The organism is Sphingobium sp. LMA1-1-1.1 (assembly GCF_040676365.1).
Taxonomy (GTDB): domain Bacteria; phylum Pseudomonadota; class Alphaproteobacteria; order Sphingomonadales; family Sphingomonadaceae; genus Sphingobium.
This window is the reverse complement of record NZ_JBEGHS010000034.1, coordinates 396,970-423,244: the sequence shown is the minus strand read 5'-3', so window position 1 is coordinate 423,244 and position 26,275 is coordinate 396,970. Positions and strand designations below refer to the sequence as shown.

Annotated in this window: 23 protein-coding genes and 1 pseudogene; 12 read left to right on the top strand and 12 right to left on the bottom strand. The window is 64.0% G+C overall.

From position 1 onward, the window contains the following. Positions 1-92: 92 nt before the first annotated feature. Both MRBLMA1_RS16100 and polA read left to right on the top strand, forming a co-directional pair. On the top strand, positions 93-1,313 hold the full coding sequence (locus MRBLMA1_RS16100) for a cytochrome P450 (RefSeq protein WP_166666371.1): 1,221 nt from the start codon (positions 93-95) through the stop codon (positions 1,311-1,313). A gap of 379 nt (positions 1,314-1,692) precedes the next feature. Beyond that, positions 1,693-4,479 carry a DNA polymerase I gene (gene polA, locus MRBLMA1_RS16095; protein WP_363738032.1) on the top strand — a complete coding sequence of 929 codons (2,787 nt, stop codon included), beginning with the start codon at positions 1,693-1,695 and terminating at the stop codon, positions 4,477-4,479. A gap of 142 nt (positions 4,480-4,621) precedes the next feature. Here the strand turns inward: polA and MRBLMA1_RS16090 are convergent, their stop codons facing one another. The 3 genes from MRBLMA1_RS16090 to MRBLMA1_RS16080 form a co-directional block, all read right to left on the bottom strand. Further along, positions 4,622-6,082: a mannose-1-phosphate guanylyltransferase/mannose-6-phosphate isomerase gene (locus MRBLMA1_RS16090; protein ID WP_363738030.1), complete on the bottom strand. Its 1,461-nt coding sequence runs from the start codon at positions 6,080-6,082 to the stop codon at positions 4,622-4,624. A gap of 122 nt (positions 6,083-6,204) precedes the next feature. Next, positions 6,205-6,477 carry a zf-TFIIB domain-containing protein gene (locus MRBLMA1_RS16085; protein WP_363738028.1) on the bottom strand — a complete coding sequence of 91 codons (273 nt, stop codon included), beginning with the start codon at positions 6,475-6,477 and terminating at the stop codon, positions 6,205-6,207. A 6-nt stretch (positions 6,478-6,483) separates the two neighbouring features. Continuing rightward, entirely contained in the window at positions 6,484-7,176 is a 693-nt protein-coding gene (locus MRBLMA1_RS16080; protein WP_363738236.1) for a Bax inhibitor-1/YccA family protein, read from the bottom strand. Between the two features lie 320 nt (positions 7,177-7,496). On the opposite strand from MRBLMA1_RS16080, the gene cysS reads away from it, so the two are divergent. The 4 genes from cysS to MRBLMA1_RS16060 all read left to right on the top strand — a co-directional run bounded on the left by cysS (position 7,497) and on the right by MRBLMA1_RS16060 (position 11,849). Further along, positions 7,497-9,032, top strand: coding sequence for a cysteine--tRNA ligase (gene cysS, locus MRBLMA1_RS16075; protein ID WP_363738026.1), 1,536 nt, complete (start codon positions 7,497-7,499; stop codon positions 9,030-9,032). Between the two features lie 124 nt (positions 9,033-9,156). Further along, positions 9,157-9,474 carry a Rap1a/Tai family immunity protein gene (locus MRBLMA1_RS16070; RefSeq protein ID WP_363738024.1) on the top strand — a complete coding sequence of 106 codons (318 nt, stop codon included), beginning with the start codon at positions 9,157-9,159 and terminating at the stop codon, positions 9,472-9,474. 91 nt (positions 9,475-9,565) lie between these two features. Beyond that, complete coding sequence (locus MRBLMA1_RS16065; RefSeq protein ID WP_363738023.1) at positions 9,566-10,936, top strand: class II 3-deoxy-7-phosphoheptulonate synthase; 1,371 nt, start codon at positions 9,566-9,568, stop codon at positions 10,934-10,936. A 163-nt stretch (positions 10,937-11,099) separates the two neighbouring features. Further along, positions 11,100-11,849, top strand: a complete 750-nt coding sequence (locus MRBLMA1_RS16060) for a ParA family protein (RefSeq protein ID WP_363738022.1) — start codon at positions 11,100-11,102, stop codon at positions 11,847-11,849. Between the two features lie 72 nt (positions 11,850-11,921). Here the strand turns inward: MRBLMA1_RS16060 and MRBLMA1_RS16055 are convergent, their stop codons facing one another. Further along, entirely contained in the window at positions 11,922-14,222 is a 2,301-nt protein-coding gene (locus tag MRBLMA1_RS16055; RefSeq protein ID WP_363738021.1) for a putative bifunctional diguanylate cyclase/phosphodiesterase, read from the bottom strand. A gap of 156 nt (positions 14,223-14,378) precedes the next feature. Beyond that, positions 14,379-16,139, bottom strand: a complete 1,761-nt coding sequence (locus MRBLMA1_RS16050; RefSeq protein ID WP_363738019.1) for a fatty acyl-AMP ligase — start codon at positions 16,137-16,139, stop codon at positions 14,379-14,381. Positions 16,140-16,289: 150 nt separating this feature from the next. On the opposite strand from MRBLMA1_RS16050, the gene MRBLMA1_RS16045 reads away from it, so the two are divergent. From MRBLMA1_RS16045 to MRBLMA1_RS16030, 4 genes and pseudogenes are all read left to right on the top strand, one after another. Further along, the gene (locus MRBLMA1_RS16045; RefSeq protein WP_363738018.1) at positions 16,290-16,814 is read left to right on the top strand and encodes a regulatory protein RecX; all 525 of its coding nucleotides are present in this window, start codon (positions 16,290-16,292) and stop codon (positions 16,812-16,814) included. 83 nt (positions 16,815-16,897) lie between these two features. After that, on the top strand, positions 16,898-17,407 hold the full coding sequence (locus MRBLMA1_RS16040) for a DUF192 domain-containing protein (RefSeq protein ID WP_363738234.1): 510 nt from the start codon (positions 16,898-16,900) through the stop codon (positions 17,405-17,407). 49 nt (positions 17,408-17,456) lie between these two features. Continuing rightward, on the top strand, positions 17,457-17,855 hold the full coding sequence (locus MRBLMA1_RS16035) for an NADH:ubiquinone oxidoreductase subunit NDUFA12 (RefSeq protein WP_363738016.1): 399 nt from the start codon (positions 17,457-17,459) through the stop codon (positions 17,853-17,855). Next, positions 17,834-18,253: pseudogene (locus MRBLMA1_RS16030) on the top strand (DUF2155 domain-containing protein); the annotation flags it as partial. The gene MRBLMA1_RS16035 and the pseudogene MRBLMA1_RS16030, both read left to right, overlap by 22 nt. 35 nt (positions 18,254-18,288) lie before the next feature. Here MRBLMA1_RS16030 and aat read toward each other — a convergent pair. The 6 genes from aat to MRBLMA1_RS16000 form a co-directional block, all read right to left on the bottom strand. Next, positions 18,289-19,053 carry a leucyl/phenylalanyl-tRNA--protein transferase gene (gene aat / locus MRBLMA1_RS16025; RefSeq protein ID WP_363738014.1) on the bottom strand — a complete coding sequence of 255 codons (765 nt, stop codon included), beginning with the start codon at positions 19,051-19,053 and terminating at the stop codon, positions 18,289-18,291. 132 nt (positions 19,054-19,185) lie between these two features. Beyond that, on the bottom strand, positions 19,186-20,220 hold the full coding sequence (queA, locus tag MRBLMA1_RS16020; RefSeq protein WP_363738012.1) for a tRNA preQ1(34) S-adenosylmethionine ribosyltransferase-isomerase QueA: 1,035 nt from the start codon (positions 20,218-20,220) through the stop codon (positions 19,186-19,188). 27 nt (positions 20,221-20,247) lie between these two features. Beyond that, positions 20,248-21,015 (bottom strand): peptidylprolyl isomerase, encoded by a 768-nt coding sequence (locus MRBLMA1_RS16015; protein WP_363738010.1) that lies wholly within the window; start codon positions 21,013-21,015, stop codon positions 20,248-20,250. Between the two features lie 95 nt (positions 21,016-21,110). Further along, positions 21,111-21,623 (bottom strand): pantetheine-phosphate adenylyltransferase, encoded by a 513-nt coding sequence (coaD, locus tag MRBLMA1_RS16010; RefSeq protein ID WP_363738008.1) that lies wholly within the window; start codon positions 21,621-21,623, stop codon positions 21,111-21,113. A 4-nt stretch (positions 21,624-21,627) separates the two neighbouring features. Further along, entirely contained in the window at positions 21,628-22,548 is a 921-nt protein-coding gene (locus MRBLMA1_RS16005) for a polyprenyl synthetase family protein (protein WP_363738006.1), read from the bottom strand. 26 nt (positions 22,549-22,574) lie between these two features. Then, positions 22,575-22,835, bottom strand: coding sequence for an exodeoxyribonuclease VII small subunit (locus tag MRBLMA1_RS16000; protein ID WP_133653287.1), 261 nt, complete (start codon positions 22,833-22,835; stop codon positions 22,575-22,577). Positions 22,836-23,003: 168 nt separating this feature from the next. Here MRBLMA1_RS16000 and MRBLMA1_RS15995 point away from each other — a divergent pair, with 168 nt between their 5' ends. Further along, on the top strand, positions 23,004-23,384 hold the full coding sequence (locus tag MRBLMA1_RS15995; RefSeq protein WP_133653286.1) for a hypothetical protein: 381 nt from the start codon (positions 23,004-23,006) through the stop codon (positions 23,382-23,384). 164 nt (positions 23,385-23,548) lie between these two features. Here the strand turns inward: MRBLMA1_RS15995 and MRBLMA1_RS15990 are convergent, their stop codons facing one another. Beyond that, the gene (locus MRBLMA1_RS15990) at positions 23,549-23,968 is read right to left on the bottom strand and encodes a DUF805 domain-containing protein (protein ID WP_363738233.1); all 420 of its coding nucleotides are present in this window, start codon (positions 23,966-23,968) and stop codon (positions 23,549-23,551) included. A 114-nt stretch (positions 23,969-24,082) separates the two neighbouring features. Here MRBLMA1_RS15990 and purL point away from each other — a divergent pair, with 114 nt between their 5' ends. Beyond that, positions 24,083-26,260 (top strand): phosphoribosylformylglycinamidine synthase subunit PurL, encoded by a 2,178-nt coding sequence (gene purL / locus MRBLMA1_RS15985; RefSeq protein WP_363738004.1) that lies wholly within the window; start codon positions 24,083-24,085, stop codon positions 26,258-26,260. Positions 26,261-26,275: the final 15 nt, after the last annotated feature.

The following is a 26,275-nucleotide window of genomic DNA, read 5'->3' as shown; positions in this document are numbered from 1 at the left end:
GCGCGTCGCATCGGCCATGTGATTTGACGATGGGCCGGATTTACGATCCTGCGCCGCCTTTCTAGCTCTTCGTCCAAATGATGGAGACACCCATGGCAACGCAGCCTGCACAGGTCAGTGACATTCCGCCTCATGTGCCAGCGGAACTGGTGGCGGATTTCGACGCCTACCACCCGATCCTGGCCGATGAAGATTATCAGACGGCATTCAGCCGGCTCAACGATGCGGCCATACCGGATATATTCTGGTCCCCCTATAATGGCGGCCATTGGGTGCTGAAGCGCCGCGACCACATCATGGAAGCCTTTGCCGATCCGGAACGCTTCACCTCGCGCAACGGCGTCTCGGTGGATTCGCGCTTTCAGGCCAATATGGGCCTGCGTCCCCGGCTGATCCCGATCGAGGAAGATCCGCCGCGCCAGCAGGTCTATCGCAAGCTGTTCGCCTCGGCCTTCACCGCTGTCCGCGTGAAGGACCTGGAAAAGGACGCCCGGTCGCTGGCGATCGAACTGATCGATGAGATCGCACCCAGGGGCCGCTGCGAATTCGTGACGGAATTTGCCCAGCATCTGCCCATCCGCATCTTCATGCGGATGCTCGGCCTGCCGGAGGAGGACAGGCTGCGCCTCCTGCCGCTCGCCGCCAAGCAGGTGCAGGCCAGCGCCGACAAGGGCGCGGCCATGGCGGAACTGGCGCAATATATCGGCCAGCGTGTCGCCGAACGCCGCGCCGCGCCGGGCAGCGACCTGATCAGCCACATCGCGACGGCGCAGGTCGAAGGCGACCTGATCAGGATCGAGGATGCCGTCGGCGTCTGCCTGCTCCTGCTGATCGGCGGATTGGACACGGTGGCAACGATGATGAGCCAGATCATGTGGTTCCTCGCCCAGCGGCCGGAACATCGCCATGCGCTTCTGGCCGATGAGAATCTCCTGCCGAACGCGATCGAGGAATTCCTGCGCCGCTTCTCGCTCACCAACCCGGCCCGGTCGGCCGCCAGGGACATGGATTTCCATGGCGTGGCGATGCGGGCGGGGGACATGGTGATGCTGTCCACCCCCACCGGCGCGGTCGACACGACCATTTACGCCGACCCTCTTACGGTGGACTTCGCGCGGAAATCACCCACCAAGGCGACCTTCGGCGCGGGGCCGCATGTCTGCCCCGGCTCCATGCTGGCCCGCGCGGAAATCAAGGTCATGCTGCAGGAATGGCTGAAACGCATCCCTGACTTCGGCCTTGATCCCGAAGCACGGCCGAAGATCACGACGGGCGTCAACATCACCGTCGATAGCCTGCCGCTCAGCTGGTAGCAGATAGTTCGACCTCGCCCCATGGCGTGACCGGAAAGCTACAGAGCGGCCGAAAAACGTCCTATTTCTCCAACAAGGGCCGCTTTTGGCTGTCCTACAGCAGGCGGGCGGGCCTATCCCGCCCGCTCTTTGAAACATCGTGAAAAATCATGGCCTGCCGTCCACGCGCGCGCGGGCATGCGCGCGCATATGGTGTGAACTTCGGCAAAAATGACGTAAATCCGCCCTCTCCGCCGGCCTGTCCGCTTCGGCCGGCATCCAATTTCCTTTGGATCAACAAACCGGACGCCCGCTCGCCGGGCATGAGGGGGACGGCCGCACCGCCGGCAACCAACAACGCCACTGGAGGCCCCCCGCATAACCCGCTATCCCCTCCCCCATGCCTCAGAATCATCTCTATCTGGTCGACGGCAGCGGCTATATCTTCCGCGCCTATCACCAGCTTCCGCCCCTTACCAACAAGCATGGCCAGCCCGTCGGCGCGGTCTATGGCTACACCACCATGCTCTGGAAACTGGCCGATGAACTGGGCAAGGCCGAAGGGCCGACCCATCTTGCCGTGGTGCTGGACAAGGGCAGCCACACCTTCCGCAACGACATGTATGACGCCTACAAGGCGAACCGTCCCCCGGCGCCGGAGGATCTGGTCCCCCAGTTCCCGATGATCCGCGACGCCACCCGCGCCTTCTCCCTGCCCTGCATAGAGGAAGCCGGCTTCGAGGCCGACGACATCATCGCCAGCTACACGAAGGCGGCCGTCGCGGCGGGCTGGCACGTCACGATCGTCAGCTCCGACAAGGATCTGATGCAACTCATCCAACCCGGCGTCGACATGTACGACACGATGAAGAACGAGCGGCGCGGGGCGGAATATGTGATGACGAAATTCGGCGTCCGGCCCGATCAGCTGGGCGACGTCCTCGCCCTGATGGGCGACAGCGTCGACAATGTTCCCGGCATTCCGGGCATCGGCCCCAAGACCGCTGCCAAGCTGATCACCGAATATGGCGACCTGGAAGCCGCGCTGGAAGCCGCGCCGGGCATGAAGAAGTCGAAGATGCAGGAAAACCTGATCGAGCATGCGGACATGGCCCGCCTGTCGCGCAGGCTGGTGGCGCTGCATGATGCCATGGACCTGCCCGAACCGCTCGACGACCTGACGCTCAAAGGGATTCCGCTCGAACCGCTGCAGGCCTTCCTCGAACATCACGGCTTCAAATCGCTGCTCGCCCGCGCCGGCGCTCCCGCCGCGGCCGTGGCGGTCGCGACCGCAGCCGCCGCCGTCACCGAACGCGCCGCCCCCTCGGCCCCGGTGCTGGAGGAAGAACCGCCGATCGACCGCAGCCTTTATGAAACGGTGGTGACGGAAGACGCGCTCGACCGCTGGATCGCCGCCGCCCGGGCCGAGGGGCTGGTCGCCGTCGATACGGAGACGGACATGCTCGACTGCGTGTCCTGCGCGCTGGTGGGCGTCAGCCTCGCCGTCGGTCCCAACGCGGCCTGCTACATTCCGGTCGGCCATGGCGGCAAGGACATGTTCGCGGAGAAGCCCGAACAGCTTCCCAAGGATCTCGTCCTCGCCAGATTGAAGCCGCTGCTGGAGGACGACAGCGTCCTCAAGATCGGCCAGAACCTCAAATATGACATCACCGTCCTGCGCCGCCACGGGATAGAGATCGCCCCCTATGACGACACCATCGTCATGAGCTTCGACCTCGACGCGGGGCAGAGCCTGGCAGGCCACGGCATGGACGAGGCGGCGAAGGTTCACCTGGGGCACACATGCATCAGCTTCAAGGACGTCTGCGGCACCGGCAAGAGCCAGATCAGCTTCGCCGAAGTCCCGCTCGACAAGGCGACTGAATATGCGGCGGAGGATGCCGACGTCACGCTTCGCCTGTGGAGGCTGTTCAAGAGCCGCGTCGCGAACGAAGGCGCCAGTCGCGTCTACGAACTGGTGGACCGCCCGCTCGTCGCGGTGATCGCGAAGATGGAGCATGAAGGGATCAAGGTCGACCGCGAGGCCCTTTCCCGTCTCTCAACGGAATTCACCGCCGAGATCGCAAAGCTGGAAGGCGAGATCCATGGCCTCGCGGGCCAGCCCTTCGCCATCGGATCGACCCAGCAACTGGGCGCGATCCTGTTCGACAAGATGGGCTACAAGGGCGGGAAGAAGGGCAAGTCCGGCGCCTATTCGACCGACGTCACCATATTGGAGCAGCTCAAGGCCCAGGGCGCGGAAATCGCGGGCAGGATCCTCGACTGGCGGCAGCTTTCCAAGCTCAAGTCCACCTATACCGACGCGCTCCAGGCGCAGATCAACAAGGACACCAGCCGCGTCCACACCAGTTACAGCCTGTCCGGCGCGCAGACCGGCCGCCTGTCATCGACCGACCCCAATCTCCAGAACATCCCGATCCGCACCGAAGTCGGCCGGCAAATCCGCCACGCCTTCGTCGCAGAGCCGGGCAATGTCATTCTGGCGGCGGACTACAGCCAGATCGAGCTGCGCCTTGCGGCCCATATGGCGGACGTACCCGCGCTGAAGGAGGCGTTCGCGAACGGCGAGGACATCCATGCCGCCACCGCGCAGCAACTTTTCGGAGAGGTCAATCGCGACACGCGCGGCCGGGCCAAGACCATCAACTTTGCGATCCTCTACGGCATCAGCCGCTGGGGCCTCGCCGGACGGCTGGAGATCAGCGCCGACGAGGCGCAGGACATGATCAGCCGCTATTATGAACGCTTCCCCGGCATCAGCCTCTACATCACCGACACGATCGAAAAGGCGCGCTCCAAAGGCTATACGGAGACGCTGTTCGGCCGGAAGACATGGTTCCCCCGCATCAAGGCATCCATCCAGCACGAGCGCCAGGGCGCCGAACGCGCCGCGATCAATGCGCCGATCCAGGGCACCAGCGCCGACATCATCAAGCGCGCCATGGCCCGCATGGGACCGGCGCTCGCGGCCCAAGGGCTGCACCAGGTCAAGATGCTGCTGCAGGTTCACGACGAACTGGTCTTCGAACTGCCCGAAAGCGACGTGGAGCAGGCGAGCGCCATTATCCAGCGCGTGATGGAGACTGCTGCCGAACCGATCGTGAAGCTCAGCGTGCCGCTGGGGGTGGAAATCGGCCATGGCCCAAGCTGGGGCGCAGCGCATTAAAGCTTCCCTGTGAGAGGAAACGCTCCAGTCTTTTGATGCCGCATTTCCCGAGCCGTTGGCCGTAAACGGTCAACTTGAAAAATACTCCGAAGTCCCTTTCCCGACCCGTCGTCCCAGCGCAAGCCGGGATGACGGGTGAACTTCACTTCCGCGCGTATCGATCCTCGTACCGCACGATGTCATCCTCCCCGAAATAGGTGCCGGTCTGCACCTCGATGAAGACCACGGGTATCTTGCCCGGATTCTCCACTCGATGCCTCGCGCCCGCAGGGACATAAAGCGACTGGTTTTCCGTCAGCAGCGTCACGTCGTCGTCCACCGTGACCTTGGCGGTTCCTTCGACGACGATCCAATGTTCCGACCGATGGAAATGGCTCTGCAGGCTCAACGACTGCCCTGGCTGCACCACAATCCGCTTCACCTGGAAACGATCGCCGGCCAGCAGACCTTCCACCCAGCCCCAGGGCCGGTGATCCTTGGGAAAGCGCTCTGCCTGCGCTGCGCCCTTTTGCTTCAGCGCCTCGACGGCCAGCTTCACATCCTGCGCGCGCGCCTTGTCCGCGATCAGCACCGCGTCGTTCATCGCCACCGCAATGATGTTGCTGAGCCCGATGCCGACCAGTTCCATGCCCTCGCTGTCCGACCGCAACAGCGTATCGCTGCAATCAATAGCCGTCGCGCCGCCGCTTAGCGTCACGCCGACCGCATCCGGGCCGGCATGGCTCCACACCGCGTCCCAGCCACCCAGGTCCGACCATGCCGATCCATAGGGCACGACCGACAGATTGTCGGCCCGTTCCATGATGGCATAGTCGATGGAAATATCCGGCGCGCCGTCCCACGCCTCCGCCGCCAGCCGCAGGAAGCCCAGATCGCCCTCCGCGGCCTCGACCGCCGGCCGCACCGCAGCCAGCACGTCAGGCGCATGCACCTCGAAGGCGGCGATCAGATCCTTCGCCGCGAACAGGAAAATCCCCGCATTCCAGAGATGATCGCCGCTCGCCAACATCTCGGCCGCCCGCAGCGCGTCCGGCTTTTCGACAAAGCGCGCCAACTTGATCGGTTCACCCGATCCATCCGGCCGGGCGACAACCTGCAGATAGCCATAGCCCGTTTCCGGCCGCGTCGGCTGAATGCCGAAAGTCACCAGATCACCGGCACGCGCCGCCGCCAGCCCCTGACTCACCGCCGCGCGGAAGGCCTCTGCGTCGGGTACCACATGGTCGGAGGGTGCGACCAGCATCACCGCCTCCGGATCGCCCGCCATCAGGTGCAGCGCGGCCGCCAATATGGCGGGCGCCGTGTTGCGCACCGAAGGCTCGATCATGATGGCCCGCGGATCGGCGCCCTCCTGCGCCAGTTGCTCCGCAACGATGAAGCGGAAGGCCGCGTTGGTCAGAACGACGGGGCGGCCAAAGGAGAAACCCTTCCCTTCCCCCGAAAGTCGCCGCACGACAGAGCGGAACAACGTCTCCTCGCCCAGCAAAGGCACGAACTGCTTGGGATAGGATTTGCGCGAAAGCGGCCAAAGCCGCGTCCCTGATCCACCGGCCAATATGACTGGCGTAACCTGCTGAAATTCCTTTTCGTCAATACGCGGCATGCAACTCACTCGAACAAGGCGATCCGTCGTGATGGGACCGTATCCGACCTCTTAGCGGCATTCCATGAAAGCACCTATGGCGCAGCCCCGAAAAAAACGGTCCGCAACCAGGGCCGCTTCTGTCAGTCGAAAAGCTCTTCCAGAAAGCTCTTCTTCCGCTTTTTCTGATAATATCGGCCATCGTCCTGGCGGCCCCGGTCCGGGCGGTAGCTTGCCGGCGGAGCCGGGATGCCGCCTGACGAACGCTCGATGATCTTGTCCAGTTCACCCCGGTCCAGCCAGACGCCGCGACATTGAGGGCAATAATCGATCTCCACCCCCTGCCGGTCCGTCATGGAGAGCCCCACATGACAGACCGGGCAGAGCATGGCCGACACAGCGGCCTGGTCCCGCATTGGCTGTTACTCCCGCTCGCCGGTCAGGCTGAGCAGCATCTGGAACAGGTTGACGAAGTTCAGGTAGAGCGACAACGCACCCATCACCTGCATCTTCTGCGCCACTTCATGGCCAGCGTAATAGAAATATTCCGACTTGATGCGCTGAACGTCCCAGGCGGTCAGACCAGTGAACACCACCACGCCGATGATCGAGATCACCATCGCCATGGCCGAGGAGCCGATGAAGATGTTGATCAGGCTCGCGACCAATATGCCGATCAGGCCCATGATCAGGAACGATCCGAATTTAGACAGGTCGCGCCCAGTGGTATAGCCCCACAGCGCCATCGCCAGGAACATCACCGCGGCGGAGAAGAAGGCCTGCGCGATCGATCCGCCGGTAAAGACCACGAAGATGCTGGCGAGCGACACGCCCATCACCGCCGAAAAGGCGTAGAAGGCCATGCGCGCGCCCGTGGTCGTCATCTTTTCGATGCGGAAACTGAAGAAGAACACGAAGGCCAGCGGCGCGAAGATCGCCACCCATTTGAGCGGCGTGCCGAAGATCGCGGCGGCCAGCGCCGGCGTATTGCCGATGAAAGCGGCGACCAGCCCGGTGATGACCAGGCCTAGGCCCATGTTGCGGAAAACGCCCAGCATGTGCGCGCGCAGCCCGGCATCGGTCTGCGCCGTCTGGCTCGCACCATAGCCCGGCATAGGAACGCGATTGTTCACGGCGTTATCACTCCATCCAAAAAACCAGTCTTGACGGATCGAGTGGCCCGGCGCGGTCTTCGTGCAACGTCAGAGGGGGGCAAAGGCACACGAACCTGCACCGAGCACACTCGATGCGGTCCGACATCGCGGCTGGATGTCACATCATCCAACCACCAGAGGGGCCCGGCCCGCATCAGCAATATCGGTGGGCAGACGCACCAATGCAAGGGATGGCGCGGAGGGAGGGCGTGCCAGCAACAATTTATTACAAATGCCAAGGCCAGTTGACGCCTTGGCCCGATCGCCGCATGGCTGCGCGCATGAGCGACCAGTTCACCCCCGCCCAGCAGCATGCCGACGCGTCCCTGCGCCTGTTCAACAGCCTGACGCGCAGCGTGGAGCCCTTCGCCCCGATCGAGCCGAACCACGCCCGCGTCTACAGCTGCGGCCCGACCGTCTACAACTATCCCCATCTCGGCAACCTGCGCGCCTATGTCTTCACCGACACGCTGCGCCGCACGCTGCAGTGGAAGGGGCTCACCGTCACCCATGTCATCAACATCACCGATGTCGGCCATCTGACGTCGGATGCGGACGCCGGCGACGACAAGATGGAGGCCGCGGCCCGTGCCCAGGCCAAGAGCATCTGGGACATAGCGGCCCATTATACCCAGGCGTTCAAGCAGAACATCGCCGATCTCAACATCATCCCTCCCAGCGAATGGACGGTCGCCACCGACTATGTCCCGCAGATGATAGCCTTTGCGGAGAAGATCGCCCCGGCCCATTGCTACGAATTGGAAACGGGCCTCTATTTCGACAGCAGCACCGTGCCCGATTATGGCGCGCTGGCCGGGGGCCGGGACGACGCGGCGCATGCCCGGATCGATCCGGTCGCAGGAAAGCGCAACCCCAGCGACTTTGCCATCTGGCGCAAATCGCCACCCGACGAGCAGCGCCAGATGGAATGGGATTCACCCTGGGGCAGGGGCGCGCCGGGCTGGCACCTGGAATGTTCGGTCATGAGCGAAGCCCGGCTTGGCCATCCGTTCGATATCCACACCGGTGGCATCGACCATCGCGAAATCCATCATCCCAATGAAATCGCGCAGAACCAGGCATTCCGCAGCTGCTGCGGCAAAGCGGACGCGGCGACCGCAGGCTTCACCGGTGCGAAATGGTGGATGCACAACAATTTCCTGGTGGATCGACAGGGAAAGATGAGCAAGTCGAAGGGCGGCTTCACCACCCTCTTCTCGCTGATCGACGCGGGCGTCCATCCGCTCGCCTATCGCCTTCTTTGCCTGGGCGCGCATTATCGCAGCGAGCTGGAGTTCAGCGCGGACAATGTCGGCGCCGCGCTCACCCGCCTGAAACGCCTTGTCATGGGCGTGGAAAATCTGAAGGCGCGGGCCGAGGGCGTGACATGGCAGTCGCTGCGGCTCGACTGGCTGCGCGCCAATCTGCATCCCAGGCTCGCGCCTTTGCTCGAACAGTTCGACGCGGCGATCAGCGATGACCTGATGACGCCCCGCGCACTGCCGCTGCTGGAGGAAACCATCGCCATGAAGAAGGTGCCGGTGGACGAAAAGCTCTGCCTTATCGCGGCTTTCGATCAGGCGCTGGGCCTCAACCTGCTGACCATCGGGCGCGCCGACCTGCGGATCCGGCCCCGGGATGCGGCGATCATGCCCGAAGAGATCGAGGCCGAACTGGATCGCCGCCAGCAGGCTCGCGCCGAAAAGGAGTTCGCGTTGTCGGACGGGATACGCGACGCCCTGATAGAGCGGGGGGTGGAGGTCATGGACGGCGATCCGCTGCGCTGGGACTGGCGCCTGACACTCGAGGCGGCTTAAGGTTCCAACCACTGAGGCAGAGCGTGCGGCGGATCAGCCCGCCCGTTTGTACTTATGTCAGGCAAGCGGGCATATTCCGCCCATGCTAAAAGCCGCAACCGCAGCGTTCATGGGGATTGGCGCCATGGCGACAATGCCCCCCGTTGCCCCGGCGCAAAGCTATATGTTCGAGACGGGCACGACCCTGCTCGCCAAATGCCGCAACAAGGCGCCGGAATATGCGCTCGCCTGCACCGCCTATATTGTCGGTGCGGTGGACGGCATCAAGAAAGACGTGTTCATCGGCCGGGCTCAGCCCAATTGCTGGCCAGCCCAAATGGATGCGCAGGAAGTGAAGCGTATCGTCCTGGCCTATCTCGCCCGCTACCCCGACCAACGCCAGGCGCCCGCCTCCGTCCTTGTCAGCGTGGCGCTCAACGAACATTATCCTTGCCAGAAATGACGCCCCCCGGCCCACAACTGCTATAAACTTGCGTTGGCCACTGGTTGCGCGTAGGTGCGGCCCCTATTTTACGATCTTTGGGAGACTCGACGTGGCGGCGAAGTGGACGCCGGAAAGCTGGCGCAGCCAAAAGGGCATTCAGATGCCCGTCTATCGTGATGCCCAGGCGCTTGGCGCCGTGGAGGCGCAGCTCAGCCAGTTTCCCCCGCTCGTCTTTGCCGGCGAAGCGCGCAGCCTGAAGGCCGAACTTGCCAAGGTGACCGCAGGCGAGGCGTTCCTGCTGCAGGGCGGCGACTGTGCGGAGAGCTTCGCGGAGTTCCACCCGAACAATATCCGCGACACCTTCCGTGTGCTGCTGCAAATGGCCGTGGTGCTGACCTTCGCGTCCAAGCTGCCGATCGTGAAGGTCGGCCGCATGGCGGGCCAGTTCGCCAAGCCGCGTTCCTCCGATACGGAGACGATCGGCGGCGTGGAACTGCCCAGCTATCGCGGCGACAATGTGAACGACATCGCCTTCACGGCGGAGGCGCGCGAACCCGACGCAGGGCGCATGATCCGCGCCTACAACCAGTCTGCGGCGACGCTAAACCTGCTGCGCGCCTTTTCGACCGGCGGCTATGCCAGCCTGGACCGGGTCCATGGCTGGATGCTGGATTTCATGGGTCGCAGCCCCTGGGCCGCGAAATTCGAGGCGATGGCCGACCAGATCGGCCAGGCGCTCGATTTCATGCGCGCCTGCGGCCTGTCGCCCGACACCGTGCCCCAGCTTGGCGGAACCAGCTTCTATACCAGCCACGAGGCGCTGCTGCTGCCCTATGAGCAGGCGCTGACCCGGCAGGATTCGCTGACCGGCGACTGGTTCGACACCTCCGCCCATATGCTGTGGATCGGCGATCGCACCCGGTTCGAAGGATCGGCGCATGTCGAATATCTGCGCGGCATCGGCAATCCGATCGGCATGAAATGCGGCCCCAGCCTGGAGCCGGATGCGCTGATCCGCCTGCTGGACGTGCTGAACCCGAGCCGGGAAGCCGGTCGCATCACGCTCATCACCCGCTATGGTCATGACAAGATCGAAGCCGGCCTGCCCAAACTGGTCCGCGCTGTCCTTCGCGAAGGTCATCCGGTGGTCTGGTCCTGCGATCCGATGCACGGCAATGTCATCAAGGCAGCCAACGGGTACAAGACGCGGCCGTTCGACCGCATTTTGGCGGAAGTGCGTGGCTTCTTCGCCGTTCACCGGGCGGAGGGCAGCTTCGGCGGCGGCATCCATGCCGAAATGACCGGGCAGAATGTGACGGAATGCACCGGCGGAGCGATCGCCATCACGGACGAGGGGCTGGCCGACCGCTATCACACCCATTGCGACCCGCGCCTCAACGCCGCGCAGAGCCTGGAACTCGCGTTCCTGCTCGCGGAAATGCTGAACGAGGAGCTGAAGGAACGCCGGGCGGCTGCCTGATCCTTCGCAACGAACCATCTTATCCCGCCGTGCCTTTGCCGCGCGGCGGGATTTTTCATGCCGTCGCCGCCGTGTCGTCGGACATGACCCACCCTGTCACGACGCTGTAACATTGCCGTGATTCAGCCCTTGCTTTGGCGGTGCAGCAAGATAGCCTCCGCACATGGCAAAGGAACCGCAAGTGGCGACCATCGCCGTTTACAGCCTGAAGGGCGGAGTTGGGAAAACCACCTTCGCGATCAACCTCGCCTGGGCGTCGGCCAGCATCTCGAAGCGGCGAACGCTGCTCTGGGATCTCGATCCGCAAGCCGCGTCAAGCTGGCTGATCTCCACCGACAACGAAAGCCGCGATGCCGCGCACGCGATCTTCAGCAAGAATGTGGAGGTTCGCAAGCTGATCCAGCGGTCCACCGTGCCGGGCCTGGACCTGATCGCCGCGGACACCTCGCTGCGCAGCCTCGACCATCTGTTCCGGGAGATGGACAAGAAGAAACGTCTCGCCAAGCTGATCGAGAGCCTGGGCAAGGATTATGACCGCATCATCCTGGATTGTCCGCCCGGCCTGACCGAAACCAGCGAGCAGGTGTTGCGGGCGGCCGACATGATCGTTATTCCCGTCATCCCCTCTCCCCTGGCCCAGCGGGCCATGGGAGAAGTCGCCCGCTATCTGGTGCAGCGCGGCGGCAACCACCCACCGATCATGCCGGTCTATTCCATGGTCGATCGCCGCCGCGCGCTGCACCGCGCTGCGCTGGAAGCGCAACCCGGCTGGCCAGCCATTCCCATGGCCAGCGCGGTTGAGCAAATGGCTGTTCGTCGCAAGCCGCTTGGCGCTTTTGCGAGTTCGTCCCCGCCCGCTCAGGCCTTTGCGGGACTTTGGACGATGATCGAGCGGCAGGTTCAGAAACGTTAGGAGGTTGAGAGCAGGTTCGCTTGTTTTCCGCGCTTTTAACCAGCAATCGGTTCCGATCGCTCGAAAATCGCTCTAGGCGCTGGCCCGTGCCTGACGTGCCGGAAAGAGCGCCGCCGCTTCGGCCGCCGGCATGGGCCGCCCGAAATAGAAGCCCTGAATCTTGTGGCAGCCCAAACCACGGACCATCGCCAGTTCGGCCTCGGTTTCGACACCCTCCGCGGTGGTCGCCATGTCCAGGCTTTCGGCCAGCGTGACCACCGCGCGCATGATCGCGAGACTCTCGGCCTTGTTGTTCGATGCGCCCACCACGAAGCTGCGATCGATCTTGATCGTATCGAACCGCGTTCGGCTGAGATAGCCGAGCGAGGAATAGCCAGTGCCGAAATCGTCGAGCGACAGTTGGACGCCCAACCCTCGCAATTGGTCCAGGATCTTGAGCGCTCCGGTATCAGCGTTGACGAACACGCTTTCGGTCACTTCCAGCTCCAGCCGCCGCGCCTCCAGGCCGCTTTGGGCAAGCGCCGACACCACGGCGCCGACAAAGCTGGGATGGGTAAGCTGCTGGGCCGAGACATTGACCGCGATCCGTATGTCCTCAGGCCAGCATGCCGCTTCCTTGCATGCGGTCCGCAGCACCCATTCGCCGATCGGTCCGATCAGCCGCGCCTCTTCCGCGACCGGAATGAACTTTGCCGGTGAGATCGGTCCCATGTCCGGGTGGGTCCAGCGCACCAGCGCCTCGAACCCGACGACACTCCCCTGCCGCGCTTCCACCACCGGCTGGAACAGCACATGCAGTTGATTCTTTTCCAGCGCATCCCGCAGCGCCAATTCCAATTGGCGCCGCTCCTCCGCCTGGGCATGCAATTGCGGTTCATAGGGGCAATGCACGCCGCCCCCGTCGCCTTTCGCCCGATAAAGGGCAAGGTCCGCGCTCCGGATCAGCGCTTCTGATTCATGACCGTCCTGCGGCGACACCGCCGATCCGACAGACGCGCCCACGTAAAGCGTATGTTCGTCGACCTGATAGGGGGCGGAAAGGCCATTGATGATCCTGGCAGCCAGCTTTTCGACGTCCTGATTGTCTCCCAATTGCGTGATGACCACGGCAAATTCATCGCCGCCGACCCGCCCGCAAAATTCCGCGCCGGAACAAATATATCGCAACCGGCGCGCGACCTGGGTCAGCAGCTGGTCGCCGATCTGGTGACCCAAGGTGTCGTTCACCGCCTTGAACCGATCGAGGTCAATCATCAGGAAAGCGCAGCAGCCAGCACGCACCGGCCCCCGTGATGCCGCGCCGCTCATGCTTTGATCGAGCACGTCGCGCAGATGAGTCCGGTTCGGCAAGCCAGTCAGGGGATCGAACCTGGCGAGCTGCGCGATCCGATCCGCCGATTCCCGCTGCTCGGTAATGTCGGAGCCGACACCACGAAAACCGAGAAAGGCACCGCCCTCGTCATAACGTGGGGAGGCGGACAGTTCCCACCATCGCACCGCGCCATCCTGCTCAACCGGCAGCACGATATTGCTGAAGCTTTCCCGCTGCATCAGATGGCCCGCCAGCGCATGCAGCTCGGTGGGGAACAGGCCGCTCTCCCACGCACTGCCTGCCAGCAATTGCACCAGCAACAACCCTTCCACCTCGGCCGGGGTACGGCCCAGCATTTCGGCGAGGCGCGGCGATACGTCGCTCAACCGCCGCGCCGGATCGGTCTGCCACAGCCAATCGGACGCGCCATGCTCATATTCGCGCAGCAGCAGGCTGACGACCTCGCTCTTTTCCTCCAACTGCACGCTGGCGCTATGCTGCCGGGCGAAAGTCCGCGCATAAAGAAAGCAGCCGACCAGAAGCGACAGGGCGTAGCTGGTGGCAAGGGCAAGCAGCGGCGTCTGATCCCGCGCATCGAAGAGAAAACAGAGGCCGACGATGCAGGGCAGCAGGAAGCCTGTCGCCGCCAGCGGAGTGGCCGCATAGCTGATCGCGCCGCAAACCATGATGCAGCTGATCAGCGTCCAGTGCGCCACCAGCAGGGAAGCACCGTGCCCCGAGGAAAGCGTCATCATGCAGGTCGCCCAGATGAGGCCATGAAGCAGCCCGGTAAAGCCATGGAGCCGGAGATCGGCAACGCTTGCGGCCGCGCCATTCCGTCTGCGCCGCAAAAAGGCGCCGGTGACCATGGAGAAGAGCAAGGCCGCGCTCCACAGCGTCAGCCCCCGCACGGATCCATGATGGCCGAAAACCTGCCAGAGGAACAGCAGGCCAAAGACGTTCATTGCCTGCCGGAGAAGCGCAACATCATCGGCCGAGCGCAATTGTGCGGCGAGCACGCGCTCGGCGGCGTCGCCCGGCACAATGACGAGACCCATCATGGCTCGAAGCGATATCCGCTCCCGAGAAATCGGTTCAGAAGATGGCCCTTGCCCGCGTTTCACCCGGTCGGATTAGCAGCAAGCAGTTAGCAATCCGTAACAGCGGCGCACGGGAAGGCGAAAAAAGCGATACCGCCAGCGCTGCCGCGCAAGGGTTCAGGCTGCGATGTCGTACGGCCGGATTTCGCCGGTCAGATAGAGGTTGCGCGCCTTCGACCGGCTGAGCTTGCCCGAACTGGTGCGCGGCAAAGTGCGCGGCGGCACCAGCTCCACAACGCAGTTCATGCCGGTGATCGCGCGGACCCGTTCACGGATCTGGTCGCGCAACCGCGTGCGTTCGTCATTGTCGGAGGTACGGCAATGCACCAGCACCGCGGGCGCTTCCTCACCACCCGGCGTGGTGATCGCGAAGGCCGCGATGTCGCCTTGCTTGAAGCCGGGGAGCTGCTCCACCGCCCATTCAATGTCCTGGGGCCAATGATTCTTGCCGTTGATGATGATCATGTCCTTGGCGCGGCCAACGATGTAGAGATAGCCGTCGCTGAGATACCCCATGTCGCCCGTGTCCAGCCAACCGTCGACCATGCAGGCTTCGGTCGCTTCAGGATCGCGGAAATAGCCGACCATCAGCGACGGGCCGGTGGTCCACACCTTGCCGATCTGGCGCTCGTTCATCAGGCCGCCATCCTCGTCCCGAATCTCCACGATCATGCCGCGCGCGGGCTTGCCGCAATTGACGATGGAACGGAAACGCTGCGGACGGCCCTCGGTCGCGTCGCCGCCCGAGAGGTCGGTTTCCTCGACCAGTTCGACGATGATCCCCTCGCCCGGCGGCATGATGGTGACGGCCAGCGTCGCCTCGGCCAGGCCATAGCTCGGCAGGAAGGCCGTGGGGCTGAACCCCGCGTCGCCGAATGCATCGACGAAGCTCTGCATCACGTCGGGGCGGATCATATCCGCGCCATTGCCCGCCAGCCGCCAGCGCGACAGGTCGAAGCGATCCTGCGCCTTGGTCTGGCTGGACATGCGGCGCGCACAGATGTCGTAGCCGAAGGTCGGCGAATAGCTGATCGAGGTGCCTTCATTGCGGCTGATGAGGTCCAGCCACGCCAGCGGACGGCGCGCGAAATCCTCGGTCTTCATATAGTCGGTCGACACCTGGTTGGCGACCACGGACAGGAAGCAGCCGACCAGCCCCATGTCATGATACCAGGGCAGCCAGCTGATGCAGCGGTCGCTGTCCTGCAATTCCATGCCATGGCTATGCGCGGCAAGATTGCTGAGCAGCGCATGATGCGTCACCGCGACGCCATGGGGGAAACGGGTCGAACCGCTCGAATATTGCAGATAGGCGATCTCCTCGCCCTTCGCCTGCGGCAGGTCGCAGGGCACGACATCCCGCGCGATGAAATCCTCGAAGGCGATGCTCTCGACATTCTTCTGCCGACCGGACTCGCCCGCCATCTCCTCCAGTTCCTTGGGAAAGAGGAACAGCATCGGGTCACAGCTTGACAGTTGAACATTCAGCTGGTCGATATAGCTTTCCTTGCCGCCGAAGCTGGTCGGCAGCGGCAACGGCACGGGCCAGGCGCCGGCGTAGACGATGCCGAAGAAAAGCTGCGCGAAATCGGCGCCCGTTTCTGCGACCAGCGCCACGCGATCTTCCGGCTTCACCCCATGGGCGATCAGCCGGTGCGCGCAGGCGACGGCATCGGCCCGCAGTTCGCTGAACGGATAGGGCCGAGCCAGATTTCCACGGGCATCGTGGAAATTCAGACCCCGCCGCCCGATCGCAGCATAATCCAGCGCTTCCCCCAGCGTCTCGAAATCCGAGAAGCGGCGGGGCAGGTCGTCGGTGGTCGGCGTCGGTGCCATCATGCTTTGCGAACCCGTCATATTGGTGTCACCCAATGTCATGTTTGTCATATTCCGGCGCGCCGCTAACAGCTTTCAAGCCTCTTTGCACCGGATAGTTGCATTCCAGCCTGGGCTTTTACCGTATAAGGGGCGGTAAAATTCCGGCCCGACTGTGGCATAATCAAGGCGGCGGAGGCATGAAGCATTGCCATGGCCGATAAACGCTCCCCTCCCCCGCTCGATGAAGAGACCTTGCGCGAACTGGCGCTGCGCTATGTCGGGCGCTTCGCCACGAGCCGGGCGAAGCTGCTCGCCTATCTCGGCCGCAAGATCAGGGAACGCGGCTGGACGGGAGAGGCGCCCGCCGATCCGCAGGCGCTGGTCGATCGGTTGAGCGAACTGCGTTATGTCGACGATGCGAGCTATGCGGTGATGAAAAGCGGCGCACTCAGCCGCCGCGGCTATGGCCCGCGCAGGGTCGCGGAAGCCCTGCGCGCCGACGGCATAGCAGAAACCGACCGCGAAGAAGCCGACGCCGAGACGAAAAAGGAGAGCTGGTCCGCCGCCGACCGCTTTGCCCGCCGCAAGCGGATCGGACCCTATGCGCAGGAGCGGCCAGACCCCGGGCAGCGGGAAAAATGGATCGCCGCCTTCCTGCGCGCGGGGCATGATTATGCCACCGCCCGGCTCTGGGTCGACGCCGCGCCGGGGGAAGTACCGGAAGCGGAGACATAAGCTGCACGGACCAGCCAGGCTTTGCATGCGGCCGCCAGACAGTCATGTTGTTTTCAAACGCAAAGCTGCGCTACTCCCCGATCATGAAGCGCCTTTCCCTTCTCCTTGTCGCAACGCTGCTGGCCGCATGCTCCCCAAACGCTCCCAAGGCGGAAAACACCTCCTCTGCCCGGCAGATCAGCGCCCTGCCCCTCACCATCCGCACCGCCGATGGCTCGCACCGTTTCACGGTGGAGGTTGCGCTCACCGAAAGACAGCAGGAACGCGGCCTCATGTTCCGGCAATCGATCGCTCCTGACGCTGGCATGCTGTTCCCGATGGACCCACCGCGTACCGCCAGCTTCTGGATGAAGGACACGCTGATCCCACTCGATATGCTGTTCATCCACACCGACGGCAGCATCGCTTTCCTGAAGGCGAACGCCGCCCCCTATTCCCGCGAGCCGGTCTCCGCTGGCATCCCGGTCGCCGCCGTCCTTGAACTCCGCGGCGGCAGGGCGGCGGAACTGGGCATCAGGGAGGGCGACCATGTGCAATGGGGCGACTGCACCGTGTCCCTGCCCGCAACCCCCCTCAATTTCTGCCCCCGCTGACCAGAACCGCCTTGCCAAGCGCTGGCAGCAACGGCTAAGCGCTTGGCCCATGGGAATCCTTGGCAAGATCTTCACCTGGTGGGATGGCGCGACCATCGGCACCGCGCTCTACACCTCCCGCAAGGGCAGCAAGGTGGGTGAGGACCATCAGGGCAATGTCTATTATGAAGGCGGTACGGACCCCAATGGACTGATCCGTCGCTGGGTCATCTATAATGGCGCGAACGATGCCAGCCGCGTGCCGGCCGAATGGCATGGCTGGCTGCACCATTCGATCGAGGGCGCGCCGGAAAGCTTCCTGCCGCCGCCGCGCATCTGGGAAAAGGATTTCACCCCCAACGCCACCGGCACCGCCCAGGCCTATCGCCCCAGCGGCGCGCTGGAAAAGGGCGGCCTGCGCCAGAAGGCCACCGGCGATTACGAGGCATGGAGCCCCGACGCACCATGATGCGGCGCCCGGCGGGACGTTTCCTGCCGATTCTCGGCTGTACCCTGATATTGGCCGGTTGCGGCGGCGACGACCTGCCGACACAGAACCAGAGCGGTCCTGTTCGCATCGAGGGGCAGAAAATCCGCAATGGCGACGAGTCTCCCCTCACCGGTACGCCGATGAACGAGCGGGTGGCGGTGATCGGCCTGCTCAACAAGCGCAACGGGATCACCACCGACCTGACGATGAAGCCGGGCGAAGCGCTGCGCGTGGGCGATGCCATTGTTCGGCTGCAAGCCTGCGAAACCACAGCGCCCTGGGAAAATGTGAAGGAAACGGGTGCCTTCGTTCAGCTCGACGTTCGCAGCACGGCCGACAATAAATGGCGCCGCAATTTTTCCGGCTGGTTGTTCCGGGAAAGACCGGACCGCAACGTCGTGCAGCACCCGATCTATGACGTCTGGGTCAGGAGCTGCACGATGTCGTGGCCCGAAACCGGCCCCGATACGGTGAAGCTGGGCGACAAGGGTGACGTGCCCGACGGCGCGCGCGCCAATGCGTCCCCCGCCAGCGGGGAGAATGCCAGCTCTGCCCAGACGCCGGAGCCAGTCGCCAGCACGCCCCGCCCAGCCCCCAGCGCCACCCCGTCCAACGCGCCGGCCAATGATTGAAGATAGTCGCGCTGGCTGATCTCGATCGCGCCCAATGACCGCAGATGATCGGTCATGAACTGGCAGTCCAGCAGGGTGAAACCGCCAAAACGCATGCGAGCGGTCAACCAGGCGAGTGCCACCTTCGACGCGTCGGTGCGCCGCGACACCATGCTTTCCCCGAAAAACGCCCGTCCCAGCGCCACGCCATACAGGCCGCCGACCAGTTCCTCCCCCTCCCACACCTCAACGGAGTGGGCGAAACCAATTTCATGCAGATGGCGATAGGCCCGCTCGATCGGATGATTGATCCAGGTGGAGGGCCGATCCGGCGCGGCTTCGGCGCAGAGCCTGACTATGGCAGCAAAATCGCGATTGGCGGTCACCCGGAACCGCTCCCGCCGGATCGTCTTGGCCAGTGAATGGGAAATGTGGAAGCCATCGAGCGGCATGATCGCCCGCTGTTTTGGCTCGATCCAGTAAACCTCGTCAGCCTCGCGATCATCGGACATGGGAAACACGCCGATCGCGTAAGCTTGCAACAGCACCAGCGGGTCAATCGTCATCAAGGAAAAGCTTAACGCCAGACATGGCAGCGCGCCAGTGCGACTTTCAAGGGTTCAACAATGCGGCGCCGCAGAAAATCGTGCCCGCCGGAGGAACGGGGCTGCATCGCGTCGACAGCCAGCCCGCCGTCCTCAGCGCTTTGGCAGAAGCAGGCTGGAATCGCCATAGCTGTAGAAACGATAATCCCCATCGATGGCATGCCGATAGACCGACTGCATCTTTTCCGTGCCCATCAAGGCGCTGACCAGCATGAACAGGGTCGATTTGGGCAGGTGGAAATTGGTCATCAGCCCGTCCACCGCCCGGAAACGATAGCCCGGTGTGATGAATATCCGGGTCTCGTCGGCGAAGGGACGGACGATGCCATCTTCCCCCGTTGCGCTTTCCAGCAGGCGAAGGCTGGTGGTGCCGACCGCTATCAGCCGGCCGCCAGCCGCCCGCGCCGCGTTGAGGCGGTCAGCCGTCGCCTGGTCGATCCGTCCCCATTCGGCGTGCATCCGGTGATCGTCCGTATCCTCGGCCTTGACCGGCAGGAAGGTGCCGGCGCCGACGTGCAGGGTCAGCGTTTCAGTCCGGATCCCCACCTTCTCCACCGCCGCCATCAGTTCGGGCGTAAAGTGCAATGCCGCCGTGGGGGCGGCGACCGCGCCGTCCTCCCGCGCGAACATGGTCTGGTAATCGCTGCGGTCACGCTCGTCGGTGGGGCGCTTGCTGGCGATATAGGGCGGCAGCGGCATCCGGCCTGCCCGTTCCAGCAACAGTTCGACCGGCTCATCCCCCTCGAAACGGAGCGTGACGCCGCCCTCCTCATCGCGCGGGCCGGCCACAGCGCTGACGCCGTTGCCGAAATCGATCCGGTCGCCGTCCCGCACCCGCTTGGCGTTGCGCAGAAAGGCCTGCCATTGGCGCAGACCAAGCCGCTTGTGGAGCGTCGCGCCAATCTTCGCCTGACCGCGCACGCCTTCCAGTTGGGCCGGTATGACCTTGGTGTCGTTGAACACCAGCACATCGCCAGCACGCAACAGGTCCGGCAAATCGCGCACGATTCGGTCCTGGAACGGCGCATCGCCCGACACCAGCAGCAGCCGGGCCGAATCGCGCGGAGAGGCGGGCCGGAGCGCGATGCGATCGGGCGGCAGGTCGAAATAGAACAGGTCTACGCGCATGGTTGATGCCCCGCCGGACGGGGAGAGTTATTTTTTCTTCTGCGCCACCGGCTTCTTCGCGGGCGCCTTGGCCGGGGGCGCGATGATCGACGGCACCGGCGGAGCGGGCGGCGTCGGCAGTGCCGTCACCGGCGGCTTGCCGTCGCTTTCGATAGAGGCCTGTAGGATGATCGTCGGATCGGCGGGCGGCTCGCCCTCATGGATGGCGTCGACATATTGCATGCCCTCGATCACCCGGCCGAACACCGTATATTTCTTGTCGAGTTGCATGCGCGGCAGAAGGACGATGAAGAACTGGCTGTTCGCGCTGTCCTCGCTCTGGGCGCGGGCCATGGAGACGGTGCCGCGCAGATGCGGCATCGGGTTGAACTCGGCCTTCAGGTCCGGCAGCGTCGAACCGCCGGTCCCGTCGCCCTTGGGATCACCGCCTTGCGCCATGAAGCCGGGGATGACGCGGTGGAACTTCAGCCCATTATAGAAACCCTGGCGCGTCAGCTCCTTGATCCGCTCGACATGGGCCGGCGCGATGTCGGGACGCAACTGGATGCGCACGCGGCCACCGCTCGACAGGTCAAGATCCCATATATTCTGGGGGTCGACAGGCACCGTGGCCGGCGGCAGCTTGGACGCGGGGTCCAAGCCGAGCTGCTTGGCGGTCTGCTCCGCACGTACGGCCGCTTCTTCCTTCTTCATTTCCTCGGCATTGCGCCCGCCGCCCTGGGCCAGCGCCGCGCCGCTCGATGCATAGAGGGCGAATCCGATCGCCACGGTCTTGAGCGCCGACGTGAACCGCATGAATGAAGCTTTCCTCAAATTTTGCCCAGGTGCTGAGTTGCCCCTGATAGCGCCCTCTTCGCGATTGGCAACTGAACGAAGGCTGAGTGGAGCCTTCAGCCCTGCCCTTTCCGCCCGATGGCGGCAACCCTCGCCTCCACCTCCGCGCGCACGGCGGGGCTGACAAACCTGTGGATCGGCCCGCCATAGAGCGCGATTTCCTTGACCAGGCGGGATGCGATCGGCTGCAAGGAAACGTCCGCCATCAGGAAAACGGTTTCCACCCGGCCGTTGATCTGCTGGTTCATCCCCGCCATCTGATATTCATATTCGAAGTCCGCGACGGCGCGCAGGCCTCGGATGATGACGCTCGCCCCCTGCGATTCGGCAAAGTCCATCAGCAACGAGTTGAAGCCGGTGACGACGATTTCCGTGTCGATGTCGGCGCATTCGCGCCGCACCATCTCCAACCGTTCCTCGTCGGTGAACATCGGGGATTTGGAGATGTTCGTGGTGACGCCGATCACCAGCTTGTCGACCAGCTTCGCGCCCCGCCGGATGATGTCCATATGACCCAAGGTGATCGGATCGAATGTGCCGGGATAGACCCCCACCCTCTGCCTGCTCATGCCCCTAGCGATCCCTTTCCACGATATAGTCGGCGATGGCGCGCAGCAGATCGGCCTCCGGCCCGAATCCGTGCAGATGCGCCTTTGCCTGTTCGACCAGGAGGCGTCCCTGTTCCCGCGCCCGATCCACCCCCAGCAGCGAGACGAAGGTTTCCTTCCCCGCCGCCGCGTCCTTGCCCAGCGCCTTGCCGGCCAGCGCAGCGTCCCCCTCCACATCAAGCAGGTCGTCCGCGATCTGGAAGGCAAGGCCGATGTCGCGCGCATAGCCGTGCAGGCGCGTCCGCCCTTCCGGCGGGATACGGGCCATGATCGCCGCCGCATCCACGCAAAAGCCGATCAGCGCGCCGGTCTTCAACTGCTGGAGCCGGGTGACGGTCGGCAGGTCGAAGCTGGTCTTTTCCGCCTCCAGGTCCATCATCTGGCCGCCCGCCATCCCGCTGGTGCCGCTGGCGAGGGCCAGCGCCTTCACCAGTTCCACCCGGACAAAGGGGTCGGGATGCGTCTCCTCATCCGCCAGCACTTCAAAGGCCAGGTCGTGCAGGCAATCGCCCGCCAGGATCGCCGTCGCCTCGTCGAACGCCTTGTGCACGGTCGGCTTTCCCCGGCGAAGATCGTCATCGTCCATCGCCGGCAGATCGTCATGCACCAGTGAATAGACATGGATGCACTCGACCGCGAGGCCGACGCGGAGCGCCGAAACCCGCGAGATGTTGAACAGGTCGCTGGCCGCCTGCACCAGCAGCGGGCGCAGCCGCTTGCCCCCGCCCATGGCGGCATGGCGCATCGCCTCGTACAGGCGCGCGCGCGGATCCTCGGGAACCGCCAGCAGCAGGTCGAACAGCCGGTCGATGTCGGCCGCCACCGCCGCGGCGCGGTCAGCCACCAGGCCGATCGCCGGGGGCAAGACGGAGTCGGCTCCGCTCATGGCCGCCTCTCCCGCACGCTGCACGCTCAGTCCGAACCGAAGGGCTGGGCGCCGGTCACCGCACCGCTGGCATCGATGGTCAGCTTGGCGATCCGCGCTTCGGCCGCCTGAAGCCGTTCCATGCAGCGTTTCCGCAACTCCTCGCCCTGCGAATAGAGCGAAATGGATTCGTCGAGCGGCACATCCCCGCTCTCCAGCCGACGGACGATCGATTCGAGCGCGCGCAACGCATCTTCGAACGACATCTGCAACGGATCGCCCTGCTGGGTCATGCTGTCTTGCGCCATGTCCCTGCATTGGCGGCCCCCGTCCGCCCGGTCAAGCCCGCATGGGCCCGCGGCGGCCGATTCCGGCGGTTGTTCATAAAAACGTCATGACGTCGCGCCACAGGCTGGCGGACTTGTGGCAGTTTTGCGTTGACGCTGGGCATGGCTAGTGCACATAGAAGGACCGCTATGAAACATTATCTCCCCCTGATCCCCGTGGCGGCGCTTGCGCTGCTTTCCGCCTGCAACAAGAATGACGAACCTGAAGTCGTGGGCGGCCCCGCCGACCCCATGGCCGAAAAGCTGGCGAACGCCGCTCCCGTCGAGCTGCCGCCGATGGTGAAGGAAAGCCATCAATATCGCTGCAAGGACAACAGCCTGATCTTCGTCGACTTCATGAGCGACGACAAGACGGTCAACGTGCGCACCGAAAAGGATGGCGCCCCCACCAAGCTGACGGCGGCCGAAGCCGGCAAGCCCTTCGAAGGCGGCGGCTTCAAGGTCGAGGGCACGGGCAAGCAGATCACCGCCACCCTGCCGGGCAAGAGCGCGCTGAGCTGCAAGGCCTGACACCTTTCATTTTCCTGCACATCCGGGCCGGCCCTTCCCCTGCGGAAGGCCGGCCCTTTTCTTTGGCGATGCCGATCAGGCGGCGCATCGGCGCTCACCGGCAGCAGCAGGGCGCACTTTCCGTCCGGCATCCCGCATCCCCGCCTTCTGCCCAAACAATGCCCTCAGCGGAATTCGGGCTCACCCACCTCGACAGGATCGGGGCCGAAGCGATTGGGTCCGCGTGTGCCGCCCATGATGAAGAAGATGAGCAGGACGATGCTGCCGATGATGGGAAAGAAGAGGATCAGCAGCCACCAGCCGCTGCGGTCCGTGTCATGCAGCCGGCGGACCGAAAGCGCGACATGGGGAATGATCATCGCCAGCGTGAACAGCCCGGTCAGCGGACCGCCACGGGTGCTGTAACCGGCAGCCGCCCACCAGGGGCCGTGCTGGAACCAGCGATGCGTCGCGCCAAGGCCCAGCGCGCCTTCGACGATCGCGATAGCCACGTAGCAGAGCAGCAGGAACAGAACGAACATCCAATATTCCCGGGGTCGCGCCCGGCCAGAGAATTTGGCGTAGCGGCGCAACGGCAACAGCATCCATTCCACAGGCAAGCTTCCTCATGTCGACCAGCCCGGCAAAGCTATCATGTTTTCGCGCACGCGCGAGCCTCAGCATTGTCTATCGGACGCTCCCCCGCTAAAGGCGCGCACATGTCCAGCACCGCATCCCAGATCACGCCCCAGGTCGTTGCTGACCATGGGCTTTCCCCGGAAGAATATGATCGCGTCCTGAACGCACTCGGCCGGGAACCGAATCTCACCGAACTTGGCATCTTTTCCGTGATGTGGTCGGAGCATTGCTCCTACAAATCCTCGCGAATCCATCTGAAGAAGCTGCCGACCGAAGGGCCGCAGGTGATCTGCGGTCCCGGCGAGAATGCCGGCGTGGTCGACATCGGGGACGGTCAGGCAGCAATCTTCAAGATGGAGAGCCACAATCATCCGTCCTATATCGAGCCCTATCAGGGCGCGGCGACGGGCGTGGGCGGCATATTGCGCGATGTCTTCACCATGGGCGCGCGGCCGGTGGCAAACATGAACGCGTTGCGTTTCGGGCGGCCCGATCACCCGAAGATGAAGCACCTCATCAGCGGCGTGGTGCGTGGCATTGGCGGCTACGGCAATTGCGTGGGCGTGCCGACCGTGGGTGGCGAGGTGAATTTCCACCCGGCCTATGACGGCAACATCCTGGTCAACGCGATGACCGTGGGCGTCGCGGAAACAGACAAGATCTTCTATTCGGCGGCTTCGGGCGTCGGCAATCCGATCGTCTATGTCGGCTCCAAGACGGGTCGTGACGGCATTCACGGCGCAACCATGGCCTCGGCAGATTTCGGCGAGGATTCGGACGAGAAGCGCCCCACCGTGCAGGTTGGCGACCCCTTCACCGAAAAGCTGCTGATCGAAGCCTGCCTCGAGCTCATGGCCTCCGACGCGATCGTCGCGATTCAGGACATGGGCGCGGCCGGCCTGACCTCTTCCTCGGTGGAAATGGCGTCCAAGGGCGGCGTCGGCATCCAGCTCGACATGGACAAGGTGCCGCAGCGCGAAACCGGCATGACCGCCTATGAAATGATGCTGTCGGAAAGCCAGGAGCGCATGCTGATGGTGCTCCAGCCAGGCAAGGAAGGCTTTGCCGAAGCCATTTTCCGCAAATGGGAACTGGACTTCGCGGTGATCGGCCATGTGACCGATACGGGCCGCATGGTGCTGGTCCACAAGGGCGAGACGGTGTGCGACATTCCGCTCGCCCCGCTGGCGGACGATGCGCCGCTCTACGACCGCCCGGCCATGGCGAGGGACGAGTACAAGGTCTGGTCCGGCGTACAGCCTCTGGGCGAGATAACCGAAAGTGCCGATATCGGCGCGGATCTGGTCAAGCTGATGGGATCGCCCGACATCGCTTCGCGCCGCTGGATCTGGGAGCAATATGATCACATGGTCGGCGCCGACACGGTGCAGCGCCCAGGCGGCGACGCGGCGGTGGTTCGGGTCCACGGATCGCAGAAGGGGATCGCGATCAGCACTGATTGCACCCCGCGCTATTGCTATGCCGACCCCTATGAGGGCGGCAAGCAGGCCATTGCGGAATGCTATCGCAACATCAGCGCGGTCGGCGCCACGCCGCTCGCCGTCACCAACTGCCTCAACTTCGCCAATCCGCAGCGTCCGGAGATCATGGCGCAGTTCACCGGCTGCCTGGATGGGATGGGCGAGGCCTGCCGCGCACTGGATTTCCCTATCGTGTCGGGCAATGTCAGCCTCTACAATGAATCCAAGGCGACCGGCGGCGGCTCCGCCATCCTGCCGACTCCCGCCATTGGCGGCATCGGCCTGCTCAAGGACATCGATGGAATGGCGACCGTGGCCTTCAAGAATGAAGGCGACGCGATCTGGCTGATCGGCGGCGAAGGCAGCCATCTCGGCCAGTCGATCTGGCTGCGTGAAATCGCCGGCCGGGAGGCGGGCGAGGCGCCGAAGGTCGATCTGGCGGCGGAGCGCGCCCATGCCGAAACCGTCCGGTCGCTGATCGCGGAAGGCAAGGTCAACGCAGTACACGACATTTCGGACGGCGGCCTGCTGGTCGCGGTGGCAGAAATGGCGCTGGCCAGCGGCATCGGGGCAGAACTGAGCATCGCCCTGACGACGGCAGGCGCCTTTGGCGAGGATCAGGGCCGCTACATCGTGACCGCCGCTGGGGGCGTCGATATTCCGGGCGCTGCGAAGATCGGCACAACGGGCGGCGACAGGGTTGCGGGCGTCCCCCTGACCGACCTGCGCGGCGCCCATGAGGGCTTCTTCCCGGCGTTGATGGACGCTGAACTTTAAAGATGCATTGCGCAT

Coding starts and splice junctions, on each gene's coding strand:
- MRBLMA1_RS16100 (WP_166666371.1), top strand. CDS start 93: ATGGCAACGCAGCCTGCACAGGTCAGTGACATTCCGCCTCATGTGCCA.
- polA (WP_363738032.1), top strand. CDS start 1,693: ATGCCTCAGAATCATCTCTATCTGGTCGACGGCAGCGGCTATATCTTC.
- MRBLMA1_RS16090 (WP_363738030.1), bottom strand. CDS start 6,082: ATGCCGCGTATTGACGAAAAGGAATTTCAGCAGGTTACGCCAGTCATA.
- MRBLMA1_RS16085 (WP_363738028.1), bottom strand. CDS start 6,477: ATGCGGGACCAGGCCGCTGTGTCGGCCATGCTCTGCCCGGTCTGTCAT.
- MRBLMA1_RS16080 (WP_363738236.1), bottom strand. CDS start 7,176: ATGCCGGGCTATGGTGCGAGCCAGACGGCGCAGACCGATGCCGGGCTG.
- cysS (WP_363738026.1), top strand. CDS start 7,497: ATGAGCGACCAGTTCACCCCCGCCCAGCAGCATGCCGACGCGTCCCTG.
- MRBLMA1_RS16070 (WP_363738024.1), top strand. CDS start 9,157: ATGGCGACAATGCCCCCCGTTGCCCCGGCGCAAAGCTATATGTTCGAG.
- MRBLMA1_RS16060 (WP_363738022.1), top strand. CDS start 11,100: ATGGCAAAGGAACCGCAAGTGGCGACCATCGCCGTTTACAGCCTGAAG.
- MRBLMA1_RS16055 (WP_363738021.1), bottom strand. CDS start 14,222: ATGATGGGTCTCGTCATTGTGCCGGGCGACGCCGCCGAGCGCGTGCTC.
- MRBLMA1_RS16050 (WP_363738019.1), bottom strand. CDS start 16,139: ATGACATTGGGTGACACCAATATGACGGGTTCGCAAAGCATGATGGCA.
- MRBLMA1_RS16045 (WP_363738018.1), top strand. CDS start 16,290: ATGGCCGATAAACGCTCCCCTCCCCCGCTCGATGAAGAGACCTTGCGC.
- MRBLMA1_RS16040 (WP_363738234.1), top strand. CDS start 16,898: ATGAAGCGCCTTTCCCTTCTCCTTGTCGCAACGCTGCTGGCCGCATGC.
- MRBLMA1_RS16035 (WP_363738016.1), top strand. CDS start 17,457: ATGGGAATCCTTGGCAAGATCTTCACCTGGTGGGATGGCGCGACCATC.
- aat (WP_363738014.1), bottom strand. CDS start 19,053: ATGACGATTGACCCGCTGGTGCTGTTGCAAGCTTACGCGATCGGCGTG.
- queA (WP_363738012.1), bottom strand. CDS start 20,220: ATGCGCGTAGACCTGTTCTATTTCGACCTGCCGCCCGATCGCATCGCG.
- MRBLMA1_RS16015 (WP_363738010.1), bottom strand. CDS start 21,015: ATGCGGTTCACGTCGGCGCTCAAGACCGTGGCGATCGGATTCGCCCTC.
- coaD (WP_363738008.1), bottom strand. CDS start 21,623: ATGAGCAGGCAGAGGGTGGGGGTCTATCCCGGCACATTCGATCCGATC.
- MRBLMA1_RS16005 (WP_363738006.1), bottom strand. CDS start 22,548: ATGAGCGGAGCCGACTCCGTCTTGCCCCCGGCGATCGGCCTGGTGGCT.
- MRBLMA1_RS16000 (WP_133653287.1), bottom strand. CDS start 22,835: ATGGCGCAAGACAGCATGACCCAGCAGGGCGATCCGTTGCAGATGTCG.
- MRBLMA1_RS15995 (WP_133653286.1), top strand. CDS start 23,004: ATGAAACATTATCTCCCCCTGATCCCCGTGGCGGCGCTTGCGCTGCTT.
- MRBLMA1_RS15990 (WP_363738233.1), bottom strand. CDS start 23,968: ATGCTGTTGCCGTTGCGCCGCTACGCCAAATTCTCTGGCCGGGCGCGA.
- purL (WP_363738004.1), top strand. CDS start 24,083: ATGTCCAGCACCGCATCCCAGATCACGCCCCAGGTCGTTGCTGACCAT.